This is a genomic window from Arcicella gelida (assembly GCF_034931025.1).
GTDB lineage: Bacteria > Bacteroidota > Bacteroidia > Cytophagales > Spirosomataceae > Arcicella > Arcicella gelida.
Genome location: NZ_JAYGIL010000005.1, coordinates 212,516 through 237,274 on the forward strand (window position 1 = coordinate 212,516; position 24,759 = coordinate 237,274).

At 35.2% G+C, this 24,759-nt stretch carries 19 protein-coding genes; 12 read left to right on the top strand and 7 right to left on the bottom strand.

What is annotated here, in order from left to right; genetic code table 11:
* Nucleotides 1-45 precede the first annotated feature (45 nt).
* Together VB776_RS05950 and VB776_RS05955 are read left to right on the top strand one after the other, a co-directional pair.
* Entirely contained in the window at nucleotides 46-1,209 is a 1,164-nt protein-coding gene (locus VB776_RS05950; protein WP_323326983.1) for an efflux RND transporter periplasmic adaptor subunit, read from the top strand.
* Nucleotides 1,210-1,328: 119 nt separating this feature from the next.
* On the top strand, nucleotides 1,329-4,682 hold the full coding sequence (locus VB776_RS05955) for an efflux RND transporter permease subunit (protein WP_323327088.1): 3,354 nt from the start codon (nucleotides 1,329-1,331) through the stop codon (nucleotides 4,680-4,682).
* 60 nt (nucleotides 4,683-4,742) lie between these two features.
* Here the strand turns inward: VB776_RS05955 and VB776_RS05960 are convergent, their stop codons facing one another.
* Both VB776_RS05960 and VB776_RS05965 read right to left on the bottom strand, forming a co-directional pair.
* Nucleotides 4,743-4,979, bottom strand: a complete 237-nt coding sequence (locus VB776_RS05960) for a hypothetical protein (protein WP_323326985.1) — start codon at nucleotides 4,977-4,979, stop codon at nucleotides 4,743-4,745.
* A gap of 137 nt (nucleotides 4,980-5,116) precedes the next feature.
* A complete protein-coding gene (locus VB776_RS05965) occupies nucleotides 5,117-6,373 on the bottom strand; it encodes a T9SS type A sorting domain-containing protein (RefSeq protein WP_323326987.1) in 1,257 nt (418 codons plus the stop codon).
* 335 nt (nucleotides 6,374-6,708) lie between these two features.
* On the opposite strand from VB776_RS05965, the gene VB776_RS05970 reads away from it, so the two are divergent.
* The 3 genes from VB776_RS05970 (at nucleotide 6,709) to fusA (ending at nucleotide 10,890) form a co-directional block, all read left to right on the top strand.
* Nucleotides 6,709-7,662 (top strand): N(4)-(beta-N-acetylglucosaminyl)-L-asparaginase, encoded by a 954-nt coding sequence (locus tag VB776_RS05970; protein WP_323326990.1) that lies wholly within the window; start codon nucleotides 6,709-6,711, stop codon nucleotides 7,660-7,662.
* Nucleotides 7,663-7,955: 293 nt separating this feature from the next.
* Complete coding sequence (locus tag VB776_RS05975; RefSeq protein ID WP_323326992.1) at nucleotides 7,956-8,501, top strand: hypothetical protein; 546 nt, start codon at nucleotides 7,956-7,958, stop codon at nucleotides 8,499-8,501.
* Nucleotides 8,502-8,796: 295 nt separating this feature from the next.
* Complete coding sequence (fusA, locus tag VB776_RS05980; RefSeq protein ID WP_323326994.1) at nucleotides 8,797-10,890, top strand: elongation factor G; 2,094 nt, start codon at nucleotides 8,797-8,799, stop codon at nucleotides 10,888-10,890.
* Between the two features lie 80 nt (nucleotides 10,891-10,970).
* On the opposite strand, the gene VB776_RS05985 is transcribed toward fusA, so the two are convergent.
* Nucleotides 10,971-11,924 (bottom strand): AraC family transcriptional regulator, encoded by a 954-nt coding sequence (locus VB776_RS05985; protein WP_323326996.1) that lies wholly within the window; start codon nucleotides 11,922-11,924, stop codon nucleotides 10,971-10,973.
* A 281-nt stretch (nucleotides 11,925-12,205) separates the two neighbouring features.
* On the opposite strand from VB776_RS05985, the gene VB776_RS05990 reads away from it, so the two are divergent.
* From VB776_RS05990 to VB776_RS06000, 3 genes are all read left to right on the top strand, one after another.
* The gene (locus VB776_RS05990) at nucleotides 12,206-13,756 is read left to right on the top strand and encodes an aldehyde dehydrogenase family protein (protein WP_323326998.1); all 1,551 of its coding nucleotides are present in this window, start codon (nucleotides 12,206-12,208) and stop codon (nucleotides 13,754-13,756) included.
* 182 nt (nucleotides 13,757-13,938) lie between these two features.
* Nucleotides 13,939-14,316 carry a DUF779 domain-containing protein gene (locus VB776_RS05995; RefSeq protein ID WP_184135146.1) on the top strand — a complete coding sequence of 126 codons (378 nt, stop codon included), beginning with the start codon at nucleotides 13,939-13,941 and terminating at the stop codon, nucleotides 14,314-14,316.
* A gap of 753 nt (nucleotides 14,317-15,069) precedes the next feature.
* The gene (locus VB776_RS06000; protein ID WP_323327001.1) at nucleotides 15,070-16,095 is read left to right on the top strand and encodes an NAD(P)H-dependent glycerol-3-phosphate dehydrogenase; all 1,026 of its coding nucleotides are present in this window, start codon (nucleotides 15,070-15,072) and stop codon (nucleotides 16,093-16,095) included.
* A 76-nt stretch (nucleotides 16,096-16,171) separates the two neighbouring features.
* On the opposite strand, the gene VB776_RS06005 is transcribed toward VB776_RS06000, so the two are convergent.
* The 3 genes from VB776_RS06005 to VB776_RS06015 all read right to left on the bottom strand — a co-directional run bounded on the left by VB776_RS06005 (nucleotide 16,172) and on the right by VB776_RS06015 (nucleotide 17,811).
* Entirely contained in the window at nucleotides 16,172-16,564 is a 393-nt protein-coding gene (locus VB776_RS06005) for an HIT family protein (protein WP_323327003.1), read from the bottom strand.
* Between the two features lie 18 nt (nucleotides 16,565-16,582).
* A complete protein-coding gene (locus tag VB776_RS06010) occupies nucleotides 16,583-17,092 on the bottom strand; it encodes a gamma carbonic anhydrase family protein (RefSeq protein WP_323327005.1) in 510 nt (169 codons plus the stop codon).
* Between the two features lie 161 nt (nucleotides 17,093-17,253).
* Nucleotides 17,254-17,811 carry a hypothetical protein gene (locus tag VB776_RS06015; RefSeq protein ID WP_323327006.1) on the bottom strand — a complete coding sequence of 186 codons (558 nt, stop codon included), beginning with the start codon at nucleotides 17,809-17,811 and terminating at the stop codon, nucleotides 17,254-17,256.
* A 211-nt stretch (nucleotides 17,812-18,022) separates the two neighbouring features.
* Here VB776_RS06015 and VB776_RS06020 point away from each other — a divergent pair, with 211 nt between their 5' ends.
* Nucleotides 18,023-19,129, top strand: a complete 1,107-nt coding sequence (locus tag VB776_RS06020; protein ID WP_323327008.1) for a DUF2911 domain-containing protein — start codon at nucleotides 18,023-18,025, stop codon at nucleotides 19,127-19,129.
* A gap of 55 nt (nucleotides 19,130-19,184) precedes the next feature.
* Here VB776_RS06020 and hemB read toward each other — a convergent pair whose 3' ends face one another.
* Complete coding sequence (gene hemB, locus VB776_RS06025; RefSeq protein WP_323327010.1) at nucleotides 19,185-20,156, bottom strand: porphobilinogen synthase; 972 nt, start codon at nucleotides 20,154-20,156, stop codon at nucleotides 19,185-19,187.
* 617 nt (nucleotides 20,157-20,773) lie between these two features.
* On the opposite strand from hemB, the gene VB776_RS06030 reads away from it, so the two are divergent.
* The 3 genes from VB776_RS06030 (at nucleotide 20,774) to VB776_RS06040 (ending at nucleotide 24,759) form a co-directional block, all read left to right on the top strand.
* Complete coding sequence (locus VB776_RS06030; RefSeq protein ID WP_323327012.1) at nucleotides 20,774-22,597, top strand: glycosyltransferase; 1,824 nt, start codon at nucleotides 20,774-20,776, stop codon at nucleotides 22,595-22,597.
* A gap of 145 nt (nucleotides 22,598-22,742) precedes the next feature.
* Nucleotides 22,743-24,287 carry a GH3 auxin-responsive promoter family protein gene (locus VB776_RS06035; RefSeq protein ID WP_323327014.1) on the top strand — a complete coding sequence of 515 codons (1,545 nt, stop codon included), beginning with the start codon at nucleotides 22,743-22,745 and terminating at the stop codon, nucleotides 24,285-24,287.
* A 118-nt stretch (nucleotides 24,288-24,405) separates the two neighbouring features.
* Entirely contained in the window at nucleotides 24,406-24,759 is a 354-nt protein-coding gene (locus tag VB776_RS06040; protein WP_323327016.1) for a winged helix-turn-helix domain-containing protein, read from the top strand.

Below are 24,759 nucleotides of genomic sequence, written 5' to 3' on the forward strand. Positions count from 1 at the left end.
CATTAAATAATTTAGATTATAAAAGAAATTTACCCTCATATCAACATGAAATCTTTATTGAATAAATCAAATACCTCTAAGCTCGCTGGGCTTCAATTATTATTGGTGGGGAGTATGTTAACAAGTACTTTATTCTTAACGTCTTGCAGCAAACCAGTTGACAAAAAAGCTGAATTGGCAGCACTGAAAGCTGAACAAAAAGAACTTGATGTTAAAATCAAAGCCCTTGAAAAAGAAGTAGGTTTAAGTTCAGAAAAAACCGAAGCCAAAGTAATCACAGTTGCTGTAACACCAATCCAAGCAGAAAACTTCAAACATTTTGTAGAAGTACAAGGTGTAGTTACTTCCAAAAATATTCTTCAGGTTACACCACAAATGGCTGGTACAATTACGAGTTTATTAATTGTGGAAGGACAATCTGTCAAAAAAGGACAATTGGTCGCAACAATTGATAATAATGTATTGAAAGAATCTTTGGCTGAAATCAAGCACCAGTTAGAATTGGCAGTTACTTTATACAACAAGCAAAAAACACTTTGGGATCAGCAAATTGGTACTGAAGTACAATACCTTCAAGCAAAAGCTAATAAGGAATCTTTGGAGAAACGTATTGTAACCATGGAAGCGCAATTGGCAATGAGTAAAGTATATGCGCCGATTTCTGGAACAGTTGAAAAAATTAACCAGAAAGCAGGAGAGATGGGTTCTCCGGGTGCAGCAATTGCTCAGATTGTTAATGTGGGTGACTTAAAAATCACTGCAAAAATTGCGGATACTTATGTTGGTTCTGTAAAACAAGGTGCTAGTATGACAGTAAAGTTTCCAGACATTAACAAAGAGCTAAACACAAGAATTTCTGTAGTAAATGCTTTGGTTGACCCTTTATCAAGAACATTTGGTATCGAAGCTAATATTCCGAGTTTAGGAGGAAGTTTAAAACCAAACCAAGTGGCTATTGTAAATATTAATGATTTAACAAAAGCGAATTCATTGGTTGTGAATCAAAGCATTATTCAAAAAACAGAATTGGGTGATATTGTATATGTGGCAGTGACTGAAAACGGTAAGAAAATAGCACGTAGTAAAGTTGTCAAAACGGGTATTTCTTACAACGGGAATATTGAAATTTTAGAAGGACTTACTGCGGGTGATTTGGTAATTACACAAGGTTATCAAGAATTAGTAGATGGTACTCCTGTGGCTTATTAACATTCATAACTGCCCAAACCACCATTTAATAATACTATCACTCAACGTTTATCATGAAAGAGCAAGAAGAAAACGAAGCCCTCACCAACGAAAAACATGGTGCAGGGGCTATATACAACATGATTGGTTGGTTGGCAACTAATCAGAAAACGGTGTATCTTTTCACCGTAGTGCTATTTATTGTCGGTATTGTTATTTATAATATTTTACCGAAAGAACAATTTCCAGATATTAAAGTACCGCAAATTTATGTGCAAACAATTTATGCTGGTACAACCCCTGGAGATATTGAAAATACGATTACTAAACCCATTGAAAAGCAAATTAAGACGATTGCTGGGGTGAAAAAAGTAAAGTCTAATTCCTTACAAGATTTCTCGATTATTCTTGTAGAATTCAATCCTGATGTAAAAGTTGACGATGCTTTAAGAAAAGTAAAAGATAAAGTTGATATTGTTGAATTACCAAAAGATTTAACAAAAAAGCCTGTTGTTCAGGATGTTAACTTTTCTGAGTTCCCTATTATGAACATCAACTTGGCTGGGAATTTCCCTTTGGCGAAGTTGAAAGATTTTGCGGAAGATTTACAAGATGAGATTGAAGGTTTACCCGAAATTACTCGTGTAGATATTGTTGGTGCATTAACTCGTGAAATTCAGATTAACCTTGATTTATACAAAACGCAATCTGCTGGACTTACATTTAGTGATGTTCAAATGGCAATTCAAGGTGAAAACGTAAACATTTCGGGTGGTGAACTCAGTGTTGAAGGTATTCGTAGAACGCTAAGAGTAAAAGGTGAATTTAAGTCGATGGAGCAAATCCAAAATATTCGTCTTCGTTCATCTTTAGGAGCAATGATTCGTTTGGGAGATGTTGCCGAGGTAATAGACAGTAGCGAAGAACAACAAGATTTTGCTCGTTTGAACAACAAAAAAGTTGTTACTTTGAACGTCATCAAACGTGGTGGAGCCAATTTGATTGCTGCTTCTGAAAAGATTGAAAAGATCATTGAAGAAGCTAAGGAAACACGTTTGCCGCAAGGATTAGAAGTGAAAATTACAGCCGATTCATCTGAAAGAACTAAAGGCGATATCAACGATTTAATTAATACAGTAATCTTAGGTTTTATCTTCGTAGTATTGGTTTTGATGTTCTTCATGGGTGTTCGTGATGCCATTTTTGTGGGGTTATCAGTTCCTTTGTCGGCTTTGTTAGCATTTATTCCATTGTATTTCATGGGCTTTACTTTGAATACAATCGTACTTTTTGCCTTCTTGTTAGGGCTTGGTATTGTAGTGGATGACGCCATTGTGGTTATCGAAAACTCACACCGTATTTTCAATCGTTATCGTCATATTTCAATTGTAGATGCAGTGAAATTAGCAGCTTCCGAAGTGTTTATTCCTGTATTATCAGGAACAACTACAACGGTTATGCCTTTTGTTCCTTTACTTTTTTGGCCGGGTATCGTTGGTGAATTCATGAAATTCTTACCAATTACCTTGATTTGTACTTTGATTGCTTCTTTGATTGTTGCTTATGTGATGAATCCTGTTTTTGCAGTTTCATTCATGGTACGTCATGACGAAAACGAGCATGTTGATACAAGTGTAGCATCCTTAAAAAAGCCTTTGATTATATTGGGAGTTTGTGCTTTGTTGGGTTATTTAGTAAATGTTGGTTTGGGTAATTTCTTTGTGTTGATTATTCTTTTGTATGCTTTCAACCATTTTATACTTACGCCAAGAATTATTATTCCTTTCCAAGAAAAATCATTACCTGCTTTCAAAAATAATTATCAAAAATTGATTTCTTGGGTAATTACAGGTTATCGTCCAGTTTTTGCGGTAATCGGAATGGTTGTTTTGTTGATTTTTACTTTTGTGTTGATGGGGATTGTGCAGCCGAAAGTAATTTTCTTCCCTAGTGGCGACCCTGACTATGTTTATATCTACAACAATATGCCAATAGGTACAGATGCTAGAGTAACAGATTCGGTAACTAAAGTAATTGAGAAAAAGGTTTTTGAAGTATTGAAAAAAGAAAATGCTGAAGGAATTGTTAATTCGGTGATTTCAAATGTTGGTAAAAATGCTGGTGATCCTACCAATCCAGACAGAGCGCCAACGCCACATAAATCTAAAGTTACCGTTGCTTTTGTCAGTAAAGTTAACCGTGGAGGAATTTCTTCTGAAGTAATTTTAGATAAGGTACGTAAAGAAATTAAAGCTTTGCCTTTGCCAGGTTCAGTCATTTCGGTTGATAGAGAAAACAATGGTCCGCCAACAGGTGCGCCAATTGCCATTGAAATTGCGGGAGATGATTTCAACGAATTGGTAAAATTAGAAAAACAAGTTCGTCTTGCTATTGATAAATCGGGTATCAAAGGAATTGAAGAATTAAAATCTGATTTAATTACGAACAAACCTGAAATTATTATTGACGTTGACAAAGAGAAAGCACAACGTGAAGGAATTTCGTCTGCACAAGTAGCAATGGCAGTTCGTACAGCCTTGTTTGGTACAGAGATTTCTAAATTCAGAGATGATAAAGATGAGTATCCAATTCAATTGAGAATCAAATCTGAAGACAGAAATCAGATTGAAAAATTATTGAGCTTGAATATCACTTATAGAGATATGGTAATGGGTGGAGCTTTGAGACAAGTACCATTGAACTCTATTGCTAATATTTCATATTCAACATCATATAGCCAGATTAACCGTAAGAACCAAGAACGTGTGGTTACTTTGAGTTCAAACGTTGTTCAAGGATATAATGCTAATGAAATTGTAGCTGATATTCAGACTTTAATTGATGATATGGAAGTAAAGAGTGGCTATACGCTTCGTATGGGTGGTGAGCAAGAAGACCAAAAAGAAACAGGAGATTTCTTGGGAGGAGCACTTATCGCTGCGGTATTATTGATTTTCTTGGTATTGGTGATGCAGTTTAACTCTATTTCGAAACCAATTATCATTTTTGTAACCATCTTACTTTCGTTCATTGGAGTATTGTTAGGTTTCATGGCATTTGGTCAAACTTTCTCAATCATCATGTCGGGTGTTGGTATTATTGCTTTGGCTGGTATTGTGGTAAAAAATGGTATTCTTCTTATCGAATTTACTGATGAGTTAGTTCATCGAGGTTATCCATTGAAAAAAGCCATTGTCGAAGCTGGAAGTACTCGTTTAACGCCGGTAATCTTAACGGCTGCTGCCGCAGTGTTAGGTTTGGTACCTTTAGCGATTGGTTTAAGTATCGACTTTGTGGCGATGTTTACTGAACTAAACCCACATATTCATACAGGTTCTGACAGTGCAGCATTCTGGAATATTTTAGCTTGGACAATTATCTACGGACTTACGTTCTCTACGATTCTTACCCTTGTTATTGTTCCTTGTATGTATTACATCAACGAAAGAATCAGACAAAAATACTTTGGAAAAACAGTAGTTCCAGAAGTATAAAATACAAAGAAGCCACAGCAAAAGTTGTGGCTTCTTATTTTTTAAAAAATTACAGACGGACTATTTGTGAAAAGAATCAACAAAGGTTTTCTTAAGTAATTTGCCTTTTTTTACTCTTTGCATTTCTTTGAAACTTTTCTCAATATCTTCAAGTGGTTCGATTTCTTTATTTTGTGTAAAAGCACCTTCTAGTTTTTTCAGGTCTTGATGTTTATCTGTTATAATTTCCCAGATTTTTATTGGTATAACAACAGCGGTCGTTTTCCCATGGGGGTCTGATAAGTATTGTAGTGCCATAGTTGTGATTATTTAAATGGATTTCATCGGCGGTTGTTTAATCAAATATAACATATTTTGCCTTTTCTTGGCTGTTTATATTTTGTATTTTAACAAGAATTAGGATAGAATAAGTACATTTACTTAGACTTTTGAGCTTATTTTGCAATAATCAATTTATGTTCTTTGATGTCACCCAAGGTTTTTACTTTTAGAAAATAAGTACCTTCTGGAAGTATAGATGAAGGAATAATTTTGATTGAAGTTTGTGTGACATTGATTTTTTCGAAGTTGATAGTGCTACCACGTGAATCAAAAAAACTAAGTGTTGCTTCATTAACATCTTCCACTTTTACATAAAATTCTGAGGCATTTGTAGGATTTGGAAATACTCCGAATGGAATGTTTTCATCTGAAATAATAACAGACTGAGGACGAAAAATTTGCTCTTTCTTATCTTTATCTACTTGTTTTAAACGATAATAGTTTGTTCCGAACAATGGATTTTCATCAACAAATTGATAATTAACCGTTTTTGAAGAACTACCAGCAGCATTTATTTTGCTGATTTCGGTGTAATCAATGGCGTTTCTACTTCTTTCCACAACAAAAAAATCACTATTAATTTCTGTGGCAGTTGCCCAAGTAAGTGCTACTCGCTGATTTCCTGAATGTTGAGCTTTGAAAAAAATCAGCTCAATAGGAAGTACCACGAAATCATTCTTAATGATGAAATTATCAAAATCTAAAGTCGGAGAACCAATAATACTTTTTGTTAAAATCTTAAATTGCGTTAAGTTGCCCAAGGTATTATTTAATGATAAATCATTGCTAATTAAGCTTGTTCCAACATACAAATCATACTTTTTTGCATCAACCGTTCCACTTCTTGTTCCATCGTTGTAAGTCATAGAACGATTATCATTGTTAATGAATAAAGTAACGGTTAAAAATTGCGTAGCGACTTGGCTACTACCTTGAATAATCAAGCTTGAAGGAGTATTAACACCAAATTTGATACTCATCACAGGAGTAATGGGTGCCGTTGTAGTATTATCAAAATTAGCACCATTTCCGAAATAGAATTCTACAGCATCGGGGTTTTCTGCCCCAATACTACTGGCTCTAACCGAAAATTGTACATATAAGGTGGGGGGAATGGGTGAAAATTCGGTACTTCTAGTAGCTCTGCAAATGGAATTATTGCCGATGAATTTTAAAAACTTTTCGCCCGTTGGCGTAATCAAAGCATTGGTAATATAATTGAACTGACCAATTGTTGGAGCGCTGGCATTTTCAAATGGAGTTTGCGAGCTAGTGGTAGCAGTATTGAAGTTTTGACTAAAGTAAATAGTTTGTGCTTGACAGATTGAGAAAAAAAATCCCCAAGTAAGTAGTGTAAGTGTTGGTTTCATGAGGTGAACAGGTTTTGATTTTGTAGATTTTCCACACTAAAATAATCAAAAAAATAATTTCAGAATATCTTTTTTTGAAATTTTATCTCTGAAAATCAATTGATTGTGCCATTTTGGAAGACTTAATAAGCAAATGGACTAATAAGTATCTCAATAAATGCTTTATGAGCTTTTGAAATTAATAATTAGGTACAGAAATTGTATATTTCAAAACGAAAGAGTTTTAAATGATTAGATTTTTTGATAAATTGATGAGCTATCTTTGTAGCATTATTATCCTTATCTTTTAAAATCTTTGGTAGAAATAAAAACTATCTTTAATCAACAAATACTTCATGCAACGCAGAACCTTTATTAAACAAACCACCGCTTTGTCGGTAATTGCCTCAGTAAGTGCTAAAGCTTCCAATAATGAAAATGTGGCTAAATTTCCTGTAGTTATTTCAACATGGAAAAATGAAAAAGCCAATACTGCTGCTTGGGAATCACTCCAAAAAACAGGAAGAGCTTTAGATGCTGTTGAAGCGGGTGCAAGAATCCCTGAAGCAGATCCAAATGATACTTCGGTAGGATATGGTGGTTTTCCTGACAGAGATGGCAATGTTACTTTAGATGCCTGTATTATGGACGAAAAAGGGAATGCAGGTTCGGTTACTTTTTTACAGCATATCATGCATCCAATTTCTGTAGCGAGAGCAGTAATGGAAAAAACACCACACGTAATGCTTTCGGGTGAAGGTGCTTTACAGTTTGCACTTTCTCAAGGCTTTAAAAAAGAAAATCTCTTAACTGAAACGGCCAGAAAAGCTTGGGAGGAATGGAAGAAAACGTCTAAATACGAACCTAAAATTAACATAGAACGCCACGATACTATTGGCTTACTTGCTTTAGGGAATCAAGGAGAAATCTCAGGCGCTTGTACAACAAGTGGATTAGCCTTTAAGATGCACGGAAGAGTAGGGGATTCTCCTGTAATTGGTGCTGCCGTTTTTTGTGATGATGAAGTTGGTGGTGCTTGTGCAACAGGTCTTGGTGAATTTGTGTTAAAAACCCTTGGCTCATTTCTAATCGTGGAATTGATGCGTAATGGAAAGACACCTCAGCAAGCTTGTGAAGAAGCTATCATGAGAATTGTAAAAAGATATAATTACAAAGAATTCCAAATTGGTTATTTGGCATTGAATAAAAAAGGAGAATATGGTGCTTATGCAATCCAGCCGGGCTTCAATTATACTTTAACGACTAACGGAGTGACTAAAGTGCATGAGTCTGCGTCATATATGAAATAAGTATTTAATAAAAAGTAAAGCGTTAAGACAACCATTAGGAGATTTTACACGTCTTTACTGTTAGTGCTGCATAGGGTAGAGTTATTTTTTATTTGTAAGCAGTCAACTATTGATTACAGCGTTGAACAAAATAATTACCGTATAATAAATTAAAGAAGACATAATGTTAAGTCTTTTGTAACTTTCGGAAAATAATTTGTAATTTTGTAGTTGAAATATAAGAAAAGTACAATTAATATTTATTGAAAAAAGAAATTAATAGCTTGTAAAAACAATTGATTTCAACAAAACCTATGAAACGAATTTTAAAAAACAATCCTATAGTAGTAATCTCCATTTTGTTGCTTTCGATAGCAACTGTTATTACCTACAGTAGAAATATAGAAGCCTTGAATAATGCTAACAAAGGTTTTTTCTCAGGAAAAATCAATTTTGGAGATAGCTACAAACATGTTATTTACTCTGATAAAGTAGAAGTTAAAAAAGGTACAGAAAGAGGTTTGAAAACTTTATCAATCGCAATAATTGATGAAAAAACTTCAGAATCTGTTTTTATTAAGCTCTACGATGTTCAAGAGAAAGGCACGTTTTTTATTCCGGGCGAAGGTAAAGTACAAAATATAGGAAATTTGATAAAAGACGTAAACCGTTTTAGAGAATTGAATAATTTTTATCAAACAACATTATCAAATGATGAAGGTTTGAAAAACGGAGTAGGTAGAGTAAATATTACAAAATTGACTGATACTGAAATAGAAGGAGAACTGATAATTATCGGTAATAATTCTGAAGGAAAACAAGCTCAATTAGAATCTGCAAGGTTTAAAGCAAAGATTTAGCATAAAATGAGTACAATATTGCTCATTTAACAATATTATATTTAGTGGTTAGGTGATACTAAAACGTCTGTAGCAATTGCATCAGACGTTTTTTGTTTTTTTAAGGGCTTAGATGTGACTGATAATCAAAACAAAACACACAAAGTTTTTGTATTTAACTAAGATTGCGTAATTTTGCACCCTAATTTATTAGGATAAAGGCGAACATAATTAAAAAAGTTGTTTTTAATTATATTTTGTTCGTCACAATTAACCTAAGAAAAACGATAAAAAACAAATAATCAACATATTAACAATGGCACGTGATTTAAAGTACACAAGAAACATTGGTATTGCTGCTCACATTGATGCGGGTAAAACAACAACCACTGAACGTATTCTTTACTATGCTGGCGTAAGCCACAAAATTGGTGAGGTACATGATGGTGCAGCAACAATGGACTGGATGGAGCAGGAGCAAGAAAGAGGTATTACCATTACTTCAGCTGCAACTACTGTAAGCTGGAAATACAGAGAACAAGATTACCACATTAACATTATCGATACTCCTGGTCACGTTGACTTTACCGTTGAGGTAAACCGTTCTTTACGTGTATTAGATGGTCTTGTGTTCTTATTTAGTGCTGTTGATGGTGTTGAGCCTCAATCTGAAACTAACTGGCGTTTGGCAAACAACTATAACGTAGCTCGTTTGGGTTTCGTTAACAAAATGGACCGTTCTGGTGCTGACTTCTTGAATGTTTGTCGTCAAGTAAAAGAAATGTTAGGTTCTTATGCTGTGCCTTTACAATTACCAATCGGTGCTGAAGATAAATTTGAAGGTGTTGTTGACTTAGTTAACTTCCGTGGTATCAAATGGAACGAGCATGATAAAGGAATGACTTTTGAAGTTGTGCCTATTCCTGATGATATGATTGATGAAGCAACTGAATACCGTGAGAAACTATTGGAAGCAGTAGCTGAATTTGATGAGTCTTTGATGGAAAAATACTTCGAAGATCCAGAATCAATTTCTGAAGATGAAATCTTAGCTGCTCTTCGTGCTGCTACGATTGCGATGAAAATTGTTCCAATGCTTTGTGGTTCTTCATTCAAAAACAAAGGTGTTCAAACAATGCTTGACTATGTGATGGCATTATTACCTTCTCCTTTGGACAAAGATAATATCGTAGGAACTGACCCACGTACTGATGCTGAAGTAATTCGTCAACCTTCGACTAAAGAACCTTTCTCTGCATTAGCATTCAAAATTGCAACTGACCCTTACGTAGGTCGTTTATGTTTTGTTCGTGCTTATTCAGGTGTTTTGGAAGCTGGTTCTTATATCTTGAACAACCGTTCTGGAAACAAAGAGCGTATTTCTCGTATCTTCCAAATGCACGCTAACAAACAGAATTCTATCGAAAGATTAGAAGCTGGTGATATCGCTGCGGTAGTAGGATTTAAAGACATCAAAACTGGTGATACTTTATCTGATGAGAAAAACCCAATCGTTCTTGAATCAATGGTATTCCCTGATCCAGTTATCGGTTATGCTATTGAGCCTAAGAAATCTGCTGACCAAGATAACTTCTCGAAAGCTATTGGTAAGTTAATCGAAGAAGATCCAACCTTACAAGTAGAATCTAACGAAGAAACTGGACAGACTATCATCAAAGGTATGGGTGAGCTTCACCTTGAAATCATCATCGACCGTATGCGTCGTGAATTCAAAGTAGAAGTAAACCAAGGAGCTCCTCAAGTAGCTTACAAAGAATCATTGACGAAATCTACTGAACACCGTGAAGTTTATAAAAAACAATCGGGTGGTAAAGGTAAATTTGCCGATATCGTATTCGAAATGGGACCAAGAGAAGATGGTAAAGAAGGTTTAGAATTCGTTAACGGTATCGTTGGTGGGGTTATTCCAAGAGAATTTATTCCTTCAATCCAAAAAGGTTTCGAAGCAGCAATGAAAAACGGTGCTTTAGCTGGATACCCAATGGATTCAATGAAAGTTCGTTTATTCCACGGTTCTTTCCACGATGTCGATTCAGATGCGTTGTCATTCGAAATGGCTGCTCGTATGGGTTACAAAGAAGCTGCTAAACAAGCTGGTGCTAAAATCATGGAACCAATCATGGCAGTAGAAGTTGTTACTCCTGACGAATACACTGGACCTATCACTGGTGACATGAACCGTCGTCGTGGTATGATGAAAGGTATGGATTCTAAACAAGGTGCTGTAATCTTGAAAGCAGATATTCCTTTATCTGAATTGTTCGGTTATGTAACTGACTTACGTACTATGTCATCTGGACGTGCTACTGCAAACTTAACTTTCTCTCACTATGAATTCGTGCCACAAAACTTGGCTGAAGAAATCGTGAAAAAAGCGAAAGGTTTGTAAGAACCATTCAGAATAACAATAAAAAAGCCTTCACTTTAACGAGTGAGGGCTTTTTGCTTTTCTGTAGCCTAACAATTCTACTAAGTAAGTTTTAAAATATTTTTTCCTCCCGATAACATACACATTTCCTTAAACTTTCCGGGTGTAATGCCTACATGTTTCTTAAAGATGATAAAAAAGTAATTGGTACTTCCAAAACCTGCTTTGAAACAAGCGTCGCTAATATCATTTCTGGTTTCTGCCAATAATTCTTTGGCTATTTTGATTCTCTCTTGATTAATAAAATCAATCGGTGTAATGCCTAATTCTCTTTTGAATTGACGAAAGAAATTGGGTTTACTCATACAAGCTAAATCACACAACTTTTCAATACTCAATTTTTCAGTAATGTGTTCTTTGATGTACTGAATCACAAAGGCAAAACGATTGGTATTGGCATATTTCTTATAATTATCTACAATTAATACTCTTGCTTGTGTTTGCATTAATCTGATTAACAATTCATTAATCATAAAATTGGCAAATAAATCTTTCGCTGAATTGGTTTCTGTGGAAACTTTTACCAGACGGTCAATCGTGTTAGTTACTTCTAAAGAATTCTTTAAATGGAAAGTATCTAAGTCTATTTGCCAAGATTCATGTTCTTCTATTTTGGCATATTTTTCATTCAATAAATTTACGGTTTCCTTAATTTGCTCGCTTTTGATGGCTAAAGCCATACATTGTGTTGGGTTTGAAAAATCAGCTTCTGGAAAATCTATCTTCATTTCTTCGTTCGCTGGCACAATGACAGATTCACCAGGAAGATATTCAAAACCTTGTTTATCAAAAAGGTGCATTACTTTCTTTCCTCTGAACATCGTAGTCAGTACAAAGCTGTTGAACTTCAAATGAACATCTTCACTCTTTTGATGTGTTTCAAAAATATTCAATTCAAAATTATCTAATGAATATACAGTACGGTTCTCGACAAGTGTCAGTAAATCCTTTATCGGCTTTAAAGTGGGCGACTGGGGTTTATGGATTTGTCTCATGTTGATTTTGTACTTTGTGTTTTATTAGGATTCAAATTCTTTAAAACTTTCTTACAATAATACAATAGCTAGATTATTGATGCAATTGAGTCAATCTTCAATGATACGATTGTCAATTTTTATGAGAGTATCGTCAATTTATTAGCCATCTTATTGAATTACAGCATTTACTTATAATGATACTATCATCAAGTTTTGTGATATAAAAGTAAATACTAATGGTAATAATTCAAGATAAATTTGTAAAAAATAAATCATTCAAAACGAATTTAATTTTTATTATGGAAAATCTTGAAATAGATGCTCCTCTAGTAGAGAGCTCAAATACCGACAATCTTGTAGCAAGACCAATCTTTAGAAATCAATACGAAAACTTTATCGGCGGTCAGTGGGTTGCTCCTGTGAAGGGTCAGTACTTCGAAAATCCTTCGCCAATTGATGGTAGAGTATTTACAAAAGTTGCCCGTTCTACTAAAGAAGATGTAGAATTAGCCTTAGATGCAGCACATGAAGCTTTTAAAACTTGGTCAAAAACTTCTGCTACAACAAGAAGTAATATTTTACTAAAAATTGCTGACATTATTGAACAAAATCTCAATTACTTGGCTGTTGTAGAAACGGTGGATAATGGTAAGCCAATCAGAGAAACAATTTTAGCTGACTTACCTTTAGTCGTTGACCACTTCCGTTACTTTGCTGCATGTATCAGAACAGACGAAGGAACTGCTTCTGAACATGACCCCAATACACTTTCTTTAATTATTCACGAACCACTTGGTGTGGTTGGTCAGATTATTCCTTGGAACTTCCCACTTTTAATGGCTACTTGGAAAATGGCACCTGCTTTGGCGGCTGGTTGTACTATTGTGATGAAACCTGCCGAACAAACGCCAGTAGGCATTATGTGTTTGATGGAATTATTACAAGATGTTTTACCAGCGGGTGTTGTGAACATTATAAATGGTTTTGGTTTAGAAGCTGGTAAACCTTTGGCAAGTTCTACCAGAATTGCAAAGGTTTCGTTTACGGGTGAAACGACTACTGGACGCTTAATTATGCAATATGCTTCAGAAAATATCATTCCTGTGACGATGGAATTGGGCGGAAAATCTCCGAATATTTTCTTCCCAAGTATCATGGATGCTGATGACGAATTCTTTGATAAGTGTTTGGAAGGTGCAGCGATGTTTGCTTTGAACCAAGGTGAAATCTGTACTTGCCCTTCAAGAATTCTTGTACATGAGTCTATCGCAGATGCCTTTATTGAAAGATTAATTGCCAGAGTAAATGCAATCAAAAAAGGGCATCCATTGGATATGACGACGATGATTGGTGCGCAAGCTTCTAATGACCAATACGAAAAAATCTTATCATACTTGAAAATTGGTGAAGAAGAAGGTGCTGAAACACTTTGTGGTGGCTCGGCTCACTTACAAGAAGGTGACGCTGCTAATGGTTATTATATCCAACCAACTATTTTGAAAGGACATAACAAAATGCGTGTTTTCCAAGAAGAAATCTTTGGTCCAGTAGCGGCTTTAACGACTTTCAAAACAGTTGAAGAAGCAATTGAAATTGCTAATGACACACTTTATGGCTTAGGGGCTGGTGTGTGGACTCGTGATGCACATGAATTATATCAAGTACCAAGAGCTATCCAAGCAGGTCGTGTTTGGGTGAATTGTTATCATGCTTATCCTGCTCATGCTCCGTTCGGTGGTTATAAAAAATCAGGCTTTGGTCGTGAGAACCACAAAATGATGCTCGACCATTATCGTTCTTGCAAAAATATGTTGATTTCTTATGATAAAAAGGCATTAGGATTCTTTTAAATTATGAGTGTTGAATGCTGAGTGAGGAGTTTTTTAAATGTGAAGTGAAGAGAGCTGAGTGAGGTTTCATTTTACTCAGATATTTTCTGAGTGAACAGTTTTTAATCTCGAACTCTGAAAATATATTTCCAAAACTAAAAAAATCCTCACTCAGCATTCAACACTCCTCACTCAATAAAATCATGGACAAAACCCCAAGAGTATTACTCACTGCTGCGGCAGAGGAACTAATTGATAGACTTCGTGCTGAACATGGTTCAATCATGTTTCACCAAAGTGGAGGTTGTTGTGATGGCTCTGCTCCGATGTGTTTTCCTGTAGGGGAGTTTAAAACGGGGGAAAATGATGTTTTGTTGGGAGAAATTTACGGTTGCGAGTTTTATATGAGTGCCTTCCAATTTGAATATTGGCAATATACTCAACTGACTTTGGATGTAGTGGAAGGAAGAGGAGCAAGTTTTTCGTTAGAAATCCCTTTAGGCTTACGCTTTATCATTCGTTCACAAGTTTATACTGAAGAAGAATTAAAAAACCTAAGTCCAGTTTCAAATGGAGCTTAGGTAGTTTTGACGCTAATTTTACAAAGTATCAACAAACCATTTTACAAAAAGTCTCAGATAGTGGCGTTTCTCCATTGTTTGAGGCTTTTTTGTTTTATCAGCATTTACCAATAATGAGATTAGAAAAGAGTATGTGGACAATGCTTCAGAGGAAAATTATTTTAGGATTGTGTACTTTTTAAACTGAATTGCGGAAGATGAAATGGTCATTGCGGAAAATTATTTTAGGATTGTGTGCTTTTCAAATTGAATTGCGGAAGATGAAATGGTCATTGTGGAAAATTATTTTAAGATTGTGTAATTTCAAACTGAATTGTGGAAGATGAAATGGTCATTGTGGAAAATTATTTCGGGATTGAGTAATTTCAAATTGAATTGCGGAAGATGAAATAGCCATTGCGGAAAATTATTTTAGAATTGTGTACTTTTAAACTGAATTGCGGAAGATGAAATGGTCATTGCGGACAATTATTTTAAGATTGTGTACTTTTCAAGAAGGCAAGAGTACCGATAAAAACTAGAGAATCTATGAGATGATTAAACACTTTACAAGCCTATTAGGCTAAACTCTTCAAAATATTGTTTGCTTTTGTTTTCTTTTTGCTCAGAGCCTTGTTAGATTTGTAAATCAACCTTTGCATCTCAATCAGATGTTTTCAAACATCAACCTAGATAAAAAGGATAATAATTGATACTTGCGCTAATTGTCTTAGTAAAAGTATTTTGAAGAGTTTTTCTTCCCTTAAATTTAATATGACAGAAATACCTGCTTTCAAAAAAGGTTTACCCACACAAATTGCTGTATTGGGCGGTGGTAGTTGGGCAACGGCTATCATTAAAATTTTAACTGAAAATAATGTTAAAGTGAAGTGGTGGCTTCGCCGTAAATCGGATGTGGATTTTATCAAAAAGTATAATCACAATCCAAGCTATCTAACCGACGCATTACTGAATCCAAGAAAAGTAAAGGCTTATTACAAAATGTATGATGCTCTTTATGGTGTTGACTATGTGATTTTGGCTGTGCCAGCGGCTTTTGTGCCTGATGCTTTAAAGAATCTTACTCGTAACCATTTTGCAGGAAAGAAAGTAGTATCGGCTATCAAAGGGATGATTCCTGATGAGAATATGTTGGTGACCGACTGGATGGAAAAGGTATTTGGTGTGCCATTAACACAGATGTGTGTGATTGCTGGTCCTTGCCATGCCGAAGAAGTTGCCTTAGAAAAGCAGTCGTATTTAACCATTGGCTCGCCAAATATTAATTTAGCCCAAGAATTTTCGAATTTATTAAGTTGTCGATACATCCAAGCGAACCCAATTGCAGATTTATATGGCGTGGAATACTGTGCTGTTATTAAAAATATCGTAGCAATGGCTTGTGGTATTACGCATGGTTTGGGTTTTGGGGATAACTTCCAAGCAGTGATGGTTTCTAATGCGATGCAGGAAATCAAACGTTTTTTAGATTATGCTTATCCACAGGCTTCTCGTGATTTGAATAATTCAGGATACTTAGGTGATTTATTAGTGACTGCTTATTCTCAGTTTTCAAGAAACCGTACTTTCGGAAATATGATTGGTCGTGGTTATTCCGTAAAATCAGCTCAAATAGAAATGAATATGGTAGCAGAAGGATATTATGCCGTAAAAAGTATTCATCAAATCAATGAAAAATATGGTGTGGATATGCCAATCATTGATGCCGTTTATAGAATTTTATACGAAAAAGCTGCTCCAGTAGCCGAAATCAATATATTGAAGACACATTTGAAATAAGATTTGAAAATTTGAAGATTTGAAAATGATTAACAATTCTTTCATTTTCAAATCTTCAAATGACCCAATTTTCAAATTATAAAAAGCTCGTAATTTTCTCCGCAATTGCCTTCAATTCTTCCTGACTAACCTTCATTTTTTCTCTTGTAAAATTAATATCGTTCATAGAATTCAAAGGAATTAAATGAACATGCGTGTGCGGTACTTCCAAACCAATTACCGAAACACCGATTCTTCTACAAGGCACTGCTTGTTGTAAAGCAGGTGCAATTTTCTTAGCGAAAATCATTAATCCAGCCAATAAATCATCGTCTAAATCAAAGATATAATCAATTTCTTTTTTCGGAATCACTAAAGTATGTCCTTCGGCAAGAGGCGTAATGTCTAAGAAAGCAAGATAGTTTTCGTCTTCCGCAATTTTATGGCAAGGAATTTCGCCATTAACAATTTTTGTGAATATAGTTGACATGATTGTATTTTTTTAAAACTATTTAAACCATTCGGCATACATGATATAATTATTGGCAGTTCTCATAAATACCTCAGCAGCATCTGGAGAAACATTTTTCAAGAATTTAGCAGGGTTTCCCGCATAGATTGTCCCAGCAGGAACACGAGTATTTTGGGTAACAATAGCACCAGCCGCAATGATTGAACCCGTTTCTATCACAGCACCATCCATTACGATAGCACCCATTCCAATCAATACTTTGTCCTCAATCGTACAACCGTGAACGATAGCATTGTGTGCGATAGAAACATAATTGCCGATAGTCGTTTTCGTTTTTTGATAAGTACAATGAATAATTGCTCCGTCTTGAATATTCGAATTATCACCAACGATTACCGAATTTACGTCGCCTCTTACCACAGCATTAAACCAAACGGTACAGTTTTTCCCAAACTTCACATCTCCGACGACAGTGGCGTTTTCTGCCAGCCAACAATTTTCACCTAAACTAGGCGATACTCCTTTTACAGGTTTTATTACAGGCATTTTTTGAATGATTAAACGTAAATTTTAAAACTTTAAGATGCGACAAATATACAAACGAAAATACTTTGGCAATAAAAAAAGGTTGTTCAGTGAAACACCGAACAACCTAGCATGAACGTAAAATATAAATTGTTTTTGATTGAAAATAATACATTTTTAGATTACTCCTTGATGTCAAACCGACCATCTTTCAATGCCAAAATTTCAGAAGGCTTTTCTTTGTTCTGAAAAGTTACGCTAAAAGTACCCGAATAGATTTTTGAAACAGGGTCAAAACGGGTAATATTCACTTCGTTTTCACAGGTTTGGCAAATAGCGTATTGCGAGCAATTGCCGTTAATACATTTTTGATAGACGCTCGCAAAAGGAGTAAATTCAACAGCATTTTTAGGGAAATATCGCATGAATTGGTATCTGCCTGTATCCTTCACATTATTAATCATAAAGCTCATCGACTCCAAAGTATTCTGATTAGTTACAGACAACCTGAGTGTAGCATTTTGATATTTTCCCCACACTACAGGAACAGGCTTGAAATTCGGATTAGCTTTATATCGTTGGAAGGGCGTCCAGATAGTACCATTAATTTTTGCACCAAAAGTTTGCTTGCCAATCTGAGTAACCGCTGGTAATGCTTCTGGCTGTACATAATCGTTCATCTCGCAGCTAAGGAGTGATACTAATGTAAGCAGAATGATTAGGTAACGATTTGTTCTCATAAATGAACGATTTAATCTATCGCTACGAATTTATAAATAATCTTTAATTAAAATGTATTAATCTAAGAAATTTATTTTAAATTATTTTAAAAATAAGATTCTCAACCCAAATACCTACGTAAAATATGTTTGGTCGGTACCATCTATCATAAATAAAAATTTCAGTCTCAAATATTCTCTTTTTTTGTCGAAAAATTTAAAGCTAGAAAACATGAAAAAAGTCTTCTTATCATTTCTCTTGTCAACGTTTTTGATGTTTGACATCACTGCTCAATTGACCGTACCGCCGAATGGTGGCAACAAAATGGCATCGGTAAGTGAACGAATTGGTTTAACAGATGTAACAATTAATTATCATCGTCCGGGAGTAAAAGGGCGTGAAGGTAAAATTTGGGGACAATTAGTGCATTATGGTTTTGCAGATTTGGGTTTTGGTACTTCGTTGGCTGCACCTTGGCGAGCAGGCGCTAATGAGAATACGACGATAAGTTTTTCAACGCCAGTGAAAATTGAAGGACAAGCTTTGCCAGCAGGAAAGTATGGTTTAATGATGGCTGTGCAAGAAAATGAAGTTACGGTGATATTCACTAAAAATACAACTTCTTGGGGAAGCTATTATTATGATGAAAAAGAAGATGCTTTAAGAGTAAAAGTAAAGCCACAAAAAGAGCAAGCTTTTGTAGAAAGATTGAAATTTGAATTTTTAGACCAAACAGAAGCTTCTGCAACGATTGCCTTGCTTTGGGAAAAATGGAAAATTCCTTTTAAAGTAGAAGTAGATTTGCACGAAACCGTTTTCGCTTCTATGCGAAATGAAGTCAGAGGAGAGAAAGTGTTTGATTGGAGAGCATTTAATCAAGCTGCAAACTATTGTTTAACCAATAAAGTAAATTTGGAAGAAGGGTTATCTTGGGCAGAGCGTTCAATCAAAGAGCGATATATTGGCGAAGCTAATTTTACCACATTAAGTACAAAAGCTGAAATCTTGAAACTATTGGGCAGAACAGCCGAAGCCGAAACAGTCATGAAAGAAGCTTTACCCAAAGGAAATATGCTGGAAATCCATCAATATGCCAGAGCTTTATTGAAAGAGAAAAAAACACAAGAAGCTTTTGAGGCATTTAAACTCAATGCAAGTAAAAATCCAAACGAATACACTCCTTTGGTGGGTTTAGCAAGAGGATATTCGGCTTTGGGAGATTATAAAAATGCTTTGAAACAAGCAAAATTAGCCATAGCCATTGCACCAAGTGATGTAGAAAAAGATAATGTCGCCAAAATGATTAAAACACTTAGCGAAGGAAAAGATATTAATTGAATGAAAAAGGGTAAAAGTCTATCGAACTTTTACCCTTTTTCATTAATACTCATCATTACTTTGTAAGGCTTGCGTATTCTTTGGCGAAGTAAGTTAAAATTACTTTTGCGCCAGCTCTTTTGATAGACGTTAAACATTCTACCATTGTTTTGGTGCCGTCTAACCAGCCATTTTGAGCAGCAGCTTTTACCATCGCATATTCGCCAGAAACATTATAGGCAGCAATCGGAATATCAAAATTATCGTTCAAAGATTTGATAATATCCAAATAAGCCAAAGCTGGTTTTACCATTAAAAAATCTGCTCCTTCGCTGTAGTCAAGTTCAGCTTCAATCAACGCTTCACGTACATTGGCAGGATTCATCTGATAGGTTTTCTTATCTCCAAATTTTGGAGCAGAATCCAAAGCATCACGGAAAGGACCATAAAAAGCAGAAGCATATTTGGCAGAATAAGCCATGATGGATACATTAATAAAACCTTTGCTATCTAATGCTTCACGGAGTACTCTTACTCGCCCGTCCATCATATCCGAAGGTCCAACTATATCAGCACCAGCTTCTGCTTGAGCTACAGTCATTTTTGCTAAAATCTCTAAACTTTCATCGTTCAGAATATTTCCTTTTTCATCAACATAACCATCGTGTCCATCAGAAGAGTAAGGATCCATCGCAACGTCTGACATGATTGCGATTTCTGGAAACTTACTTTTAATTTGATGAATCGCCTCTAAATATACATTTCCTTTACGGTAACTTTCGGAAGCAATTTTATCTTTTTTATCTTCAGCCAAGAGTGGAAAAAGTGCGATGGAACGAATGCCTAAATCTTGAACAACAGACATTTCTTCTAATATCTTATCAATTGAGTATCTGTAAATACCGGGCATAGATTTTACCTCACTTGTAAGATTATTGCCTTCCATGACAAACATCGGATAGATAAAATCATTTACCGACAAAGTTGTTTCTTCAACCATCGCACGGATTGCGGCTGACTGGCGGTTTCTTCTGGGTCTTCTTAGCATAATTATAATTATTGTTCTCTGGTTTTTGCTGATTTACTCGGATACAAAGTTCGTAAAACCATTAAACAAATGTTGGAATATTTTAACTTTAATATTATTACGATATAGGAAGTATTATCTGAATTTTTGAATCCACTTAGGCTTTTTGTTTCGTTTCAAAGAAATTTCAGCCATTTTTATCCATCTCTTTTAGAACCACGATAAAGTATTATTTTGTTCAGTGATACTCCGAAAATGTGAAAAAAAACTGAACATTAATCGCTAAAAAGAGTAAATACCATATTAATTACTCTATAATCCTAAAAGCACTAAATATTAATTAAAATTAAGTACGAAATTGTCTTCATTCTTTTAGATTTGTATTCAATTAATTTTCAATGAGTATTCATTCCTGAATAACAGTATAGCATTGTAATACTAAATTGAAAGCTGAGCTTTATTTAACTGAAAGCAATTTTTATAAATAAATATAGATTATAATTTATTCCTTTAGCTTGAAAAGATACTAGAATTATGAATATTTTCAAATTGATTTTATTTTAGTTTTTCTTGAAATATGAATATTTTTGATATATGTTTATCTAACGAAAAATATCCTAAAACTTAATTACCGACGAATGGAAATTCAAAATCCTCTCACATCATCCGCTAATAAGCAAAAAGTTTTAATCGAGATTGCTTGGGAAACCTGTAATCAAGTTGGTGGAATCTACACCGTAATTCGTACCAAAGTACCATCAATGGTTGAAAAGTGGGGTAATAATTATTTTTTATTGGGGCCATATTTTCCGCAAACAGCTTCGGCAGAGTTTGAGCCAATTCATGATTTGGATGATTCAATTTTGGGTAAAACTATCCAAAAAATGCGTTCTATGGGTTTAGGAGTACATTATGGATATTGGTTAGTAACCGGAAAACCTAGAATTGTATTGTTCGATTTGGCAACAGTTACGCCTAAATTGAATCAAATTAAGGCGAGTCTTTGGGAAAAACATCAAGTTTCTACTTTACATGTTGAAGATATTGTGAACCAAACGATTTTGTTTGGAGAGATGATTCGTATTTTCTTAACCGAATTAGCTAGTGACCAAGCCAGTAAATCTGATATTGTAGCGCATATCCATGAATGGATGTCGGCTACTTGTTTGCCTGATTTGAAAAAAGATGGCGTGAAAATAGCTACAGTTTTTACAACTCACGCTACGATGCTTGGTCGTTATTTAGCTGGAAATGTACCTGATTTTTATGATAAATTACATACTTTCAATTGGCTAGACGAAGCTCGTCATTATGGCATTGAAGCACAAGCCACCATTGAACGCTTGGCAGCAAATATGTGTCATGTAATGACGACGGTAAGTGATGTGACCGCCCGTGAATGTGAATTTTTATTAGGTAAAGTGCCTGATTTAATTTTACCGAATGGTTTAAACATTACAAGATTTTCGGCAATGCACGAACATCAAAATTTGCATACGCTTTTCAAAGACCGTATCAATGAATTTGTGATGGGGCATTTCTTCCAGAGTCAACCTTTTGACCTTGGTAAAACACTTTACTTCTTTACTTCTGGTCGTTATGAGTTTTCAAACAAAGGTTATGATATTACGCTGGAAGCTTTGGCTCGTTTGAATTGGAAAATGAAACAAGCGAAGATTGATAAAACGGTGGTTATGTTTTTTATTACCAAACAGCCTTATCATTCAATCGACCCAGAAGTATTACAATCGAGAGCGGTAATGGACGAAATCCATGAAACTTGTAATGCGATTGAAAAGCAAATTGGTGAAAAACTGTTCAATGCTTCGGCTTCGGCAACAGATTTACAAATGCCAGATTTGAATGGGTTCATTGACGAATATTGGCGTTTGCGTTTGCGTAGAACGATTCAAACTTGGAAAACAAACAAGCGTCCGAAAGTTGTAACACATTTATTGAAAAATGAAGACGGCATTACGGATTATACTAAGAAAGCGAATTTGTTGAATAATCCAGACGATAAAGTAAAAATTGTATATCATCCAGACTTTATTGTATCTACAAATCCACTTTTTGGACTTGATTATGGACAATTTGTACGTGGTTGTAATTTAGGCGTTTTTCCAAGTTATTATGAGCCTTGGGGATATACTCCGCTAGAATGTATTGCTCGTGGTGTTCCTACGATTACTTCAGACCTTTCTGGTTTTGGAGACTATATGATGCAAATCATGCGTGATTATGAACAATGGGGTGTAATGGTTGTGAATCGTAAAACACAAGATTTCCACAAAGCAGCAGAACAATTATCAGAAATGATGTTGAAATTTGTGAAACAATCACTCCGAGAAAGAATTACGCAAAGAAACAGAGTGGAAAGTATTTCAGATACTTTTGATTGGAGTAACCTGAGAGCTTATTACGACACTGCTCAAGATTTAGCACTCAAAAGAAGAAAATAAATAAAATGAGAAGTCGGCTGTTTGAGGCTGACTTCTCCATTTTGGAAGCCAGCGACACCAAAATTTACTTACTTGATACATTCAATAAATTCTATTAAGTTTGTAAATACACAATCTCTAATATAAAAGCCGATATTCTTAACTTATGGATATTCTCAATGAAACAATCGCTTGGTTGATGAAAAGACGTTTGCCTCGAATCCAGTCGTTTATGGAACGACCTATGGAAACGCAGGAGGAAATGTTCTGGAATCTGATTCAATCAGCAAAGTACACAGAATGGGGAAAAAAATATGAATATCAATCGATTGCTTCTATTAAAACTTTTCAAGAGAGAGTACCCATTTCAAATTATGAAAGTCTATTTCCATACATAGAACGTATGATGCGTGGCGAACAGAACGTTCTGTGGAGTTCAGACATTCAATATTTTTCAAAATCTTCTGGTACAACCAACGCTCGCAGTAAATTTATTCCTGTTTCTAAAGAATCCCTTGAAGATTGTCACTTCATGGGTGGGAAGGATATGATGACGCTTTTGGTAGAAAACAAACCTGATACAGAAGTTTTCTCTGGAAAAGGACTTTCTATCGGTGGAAGCTTGCAATCTAGTCAACTGAATTCTCGCACTTATTTAGGAGATGTTTCTGCTGTAGTGATGAAAAATTTACCAATCTGGGCGCAACTCATTCGCACGCCTTCCTTAGAAGTAGCGCTGATGGATGTTTGGGAAGAGAAAATTCAGAAAATGGCGGAGGTTACTTCACAAGAAAATGTGACGAGTATTTTAGGCGTTCCAACTTGGACTTTAGTCTTGATTGAAAAAGTTTTAGAAATTACTGGCAAGAAGAATATTTTAGAAGTATGGCCGAATTTTGAGTTTTTCATTCACGGTGCGGTGGCTTTTCAGCCTTATCGAGAATTGTTTAGTCATCAAGTTTTTCCATCTAGTTCGGTAAATTATCTTGAAATTTATAATGCTTCGGAAGGCTTCTTTGGAATTCAGGACGATTTTAATCGAAAAGATGAAATGTTGTTAATGCTTGATTATGGTATTTTCTACGAATTTATTCCGATGGAAGAAATTGAATCTGAAAATCCTAAAGTGTTGACTTTATCCGAAGTTGAATTGAATAAGAATTATGCGATTCTGATTTCTACTAACTCAGGTTTATGGCGTTATAAAATTGGAGATACTGTAAAATTTACTTCACGCTATCCATACAGAATTAAGATTTCCGGTAGAACCAAACATTTTATCAATGCTTTTGGGGAAGAGCTCATCATAGAAAATGCTGAAAAAGCCATTACTCGTGCTTGTGAAGCAACTAATGCTATTTTGAGCGATTATACTGCTGGTCCTGTTTATATGGAAAATAAACAACAAGGCTGTCATGAATGGATTATAGAATTCTCGCAAGTACCAAACGATCAAGTACTTTTTAATACGATTTTGGACACAACACTCAGAGAAATTAACTCTGATTATGATGCCAAAAGATATAAAGATATGGTGTTGTCAGCCCCAAAAATCAATGTTGTACCCAAAGATACTTTTTATCATTGGATGAGAAATCGTGGCAAATTAGGTGGACAACATAAAGTACCAAGATTGAGTAATTCACGTGAGTTTTTAGAACAGATTTTGGCTGTCAGCGTTGAGATGCGAGCTATGAGCTGTGAGTTATGAGCTTTCAGCATTGTTAATTAAGTCTTGCATCTTGCGTCTAAAATCTTGCTTCTTAAAGTCCTAAAGTCCAAAATCCTCAAGTCTTAAATCTTGCTTCTTGTCTCTTTCGTCTAATAAAATGAAAAAACTTATTCCTACCACCAATCCCGTAAAAGTAACTGGAGCAATTTGGATTGAAAATCAGGATGGCTCAGAGCGATTTTTAGGAAAAGGACGTATCCAATTATTAGAACTCATCATCGAACACGGTTCAATTTCCAAAGCCGCCAAGGCGATGGGAATGTCTTACAAAAGAGCGTGGGATTTAATTACCTCTATGAATGCCCAAGCCACAAATCCTTTTGTTATTACTCAAGTTGGCGGAAAAAGTGGTGGTGGAGCAATCGTTACTCCCGAAGGACTTCAAGCCATTGAAGCCTATAAATCTCTTCAAGCACGCTTTCAAGCTTTTCTTGCACAAGAAAATAGTTGA

What these genes read in the sequence shown, in the direction of transcription:
- VB776_RS05950 (WP_323326983.1), top strand. Translation starts at nt 46, where the DNA reads ATGAAATCTTTATTGAATAAATCAAATACCTCTAAGCTCGCTGGGCTT.
- VB776_RS05955 (WP_323327088.1), top strand. Translation starts at nt 1,329, where the DNA reads ATGATTGGTTGGTTGGCAACTAATCAGAAAACGGTGTATCTTTTCACC.
- VB776_RS05960 (WP_323326985.1), bottom strand. Translation starts at nt 4,979, where the DNA reads ATGGCACTACAATACTTATCAGACCCCCATGGGAAAACGACCGCTGTT.
- VB776_RS05965 (WP_323326987.1), bottom strand. Translation starts at nt 6,373, where the DNA reads ATGAAACCAACACTTACACTACTTACTTGGGGATTTTTTTTCTCAATC.
- VB776_RS05970 (WP_323326990.1), top strand. Translation starts at nt 6,709, where the DNA reads ATGCAACGCAGAACCTTTATTAAACAAACCACCGCTTTGTCGGTAATT.
- VB776_RS05975 (WP_323326992.1), top strand. Translation starts at nt 7,956, where the DNA reads ATGAAACGAATTTTAAAAAACAATCCTATAGTAGTAATCTCCATTTTG.
- fusA (WP_323326994.1), top strand. Translation starts at nt 8,797, where the DNA reads ATGGCACGTGATTTAAAGTACACAAGAAACATTGGTATTGCTGCTCAC.
- VB776_RS05985 (WP_323326996.1), bottom strand. Translation starts at nt 11,924, where the DNA reads ATGAGACAAATCCATAAACCCCAGTCGCCCACTTTAAAGCCGATAAAG.
- VB776_RS05990 (WP_323326998.1), top strand. Translation starts at nt 12,206, where the DNA reads ATGGAAAATCTTGAAATAGATGCTCCTCTAGTAGAGAGCTCAAATACC.
- VB776_RS05995 (WP_184135146.1), top strand. Translation starts at nt 13,939, where the DNA reads ATGGACAAAACCCCAAGAGTATTACTCACTGCTGCGGCAGAGGAACTA.
- VB776_RS06000 (WP_323327001.1), top strand. Translation starts at nt 15,070, where the DNA reads ATGACAGAAATACCTGCTTTCAAAAAAGGTTTACCCACACAAATTGCT.
- VB776_RS06005 (WP_323327003.1), bottom strand. Translation starts at nt 16,564, where the DNA reads ATGTCAACTATATTCACAAAAATTGTTAATGGCGAAATTCCTTGCCAT.
- VB776_RS06010 (WP_323327005.1), bottom strand. Translation starts at nt 17,092, where the DNA reads ATGCCTGTAATAAAACCTGTAAAAGGAGTATCGCCTAGTTTAGGTGAA.
- VB776_RS06015 (WP_323327006.1), bottom strand. Translation starts at nt 17,811, where the DNA reads ATGAGAACAAATCGTTACCTAATCATTCTGCTTACATTAGTATCACTC.
- VB776_RS06020 (WP_323327008.1), top strand. Translation starts at nt 18,023, where the DNA reads ATGAAAAAAGTCTTCTTATCATTTCTCTTGTCAACGTTTTTGATGTTT.
- hemB (WP_323327010.1), bottom strand. Translation starts at nt 20,156, where the DNA reads ATGCTAAGAAGACCCAGAAGAAACCGCCAGTCAGCCGCAATCCGTGCG.
- VB776_RS06030 (WP_323327012.1), top strand. Translation starts at nt 20,774, where the DNA reads ATGGAAATTCAAAATCCTCTCACATCATCCGCTAATAAGCAAAAAGTT.
- VB776_RS06035 (WP_323327014.1), top strand. Translation starts at nt 22,743, where the DNA reads ATGGATATTCTCAATGAAACAATCGCTTGGTTGATGAAAAGACGTTTG.
- VB776_RS06040 (WP_323327016.1), top strand. Translation starts at nt 24,406, where the DNA reads ATGAAAAAACTTATTCCTACCACCAATCCCGTAAAAGTAACTGGAGCA.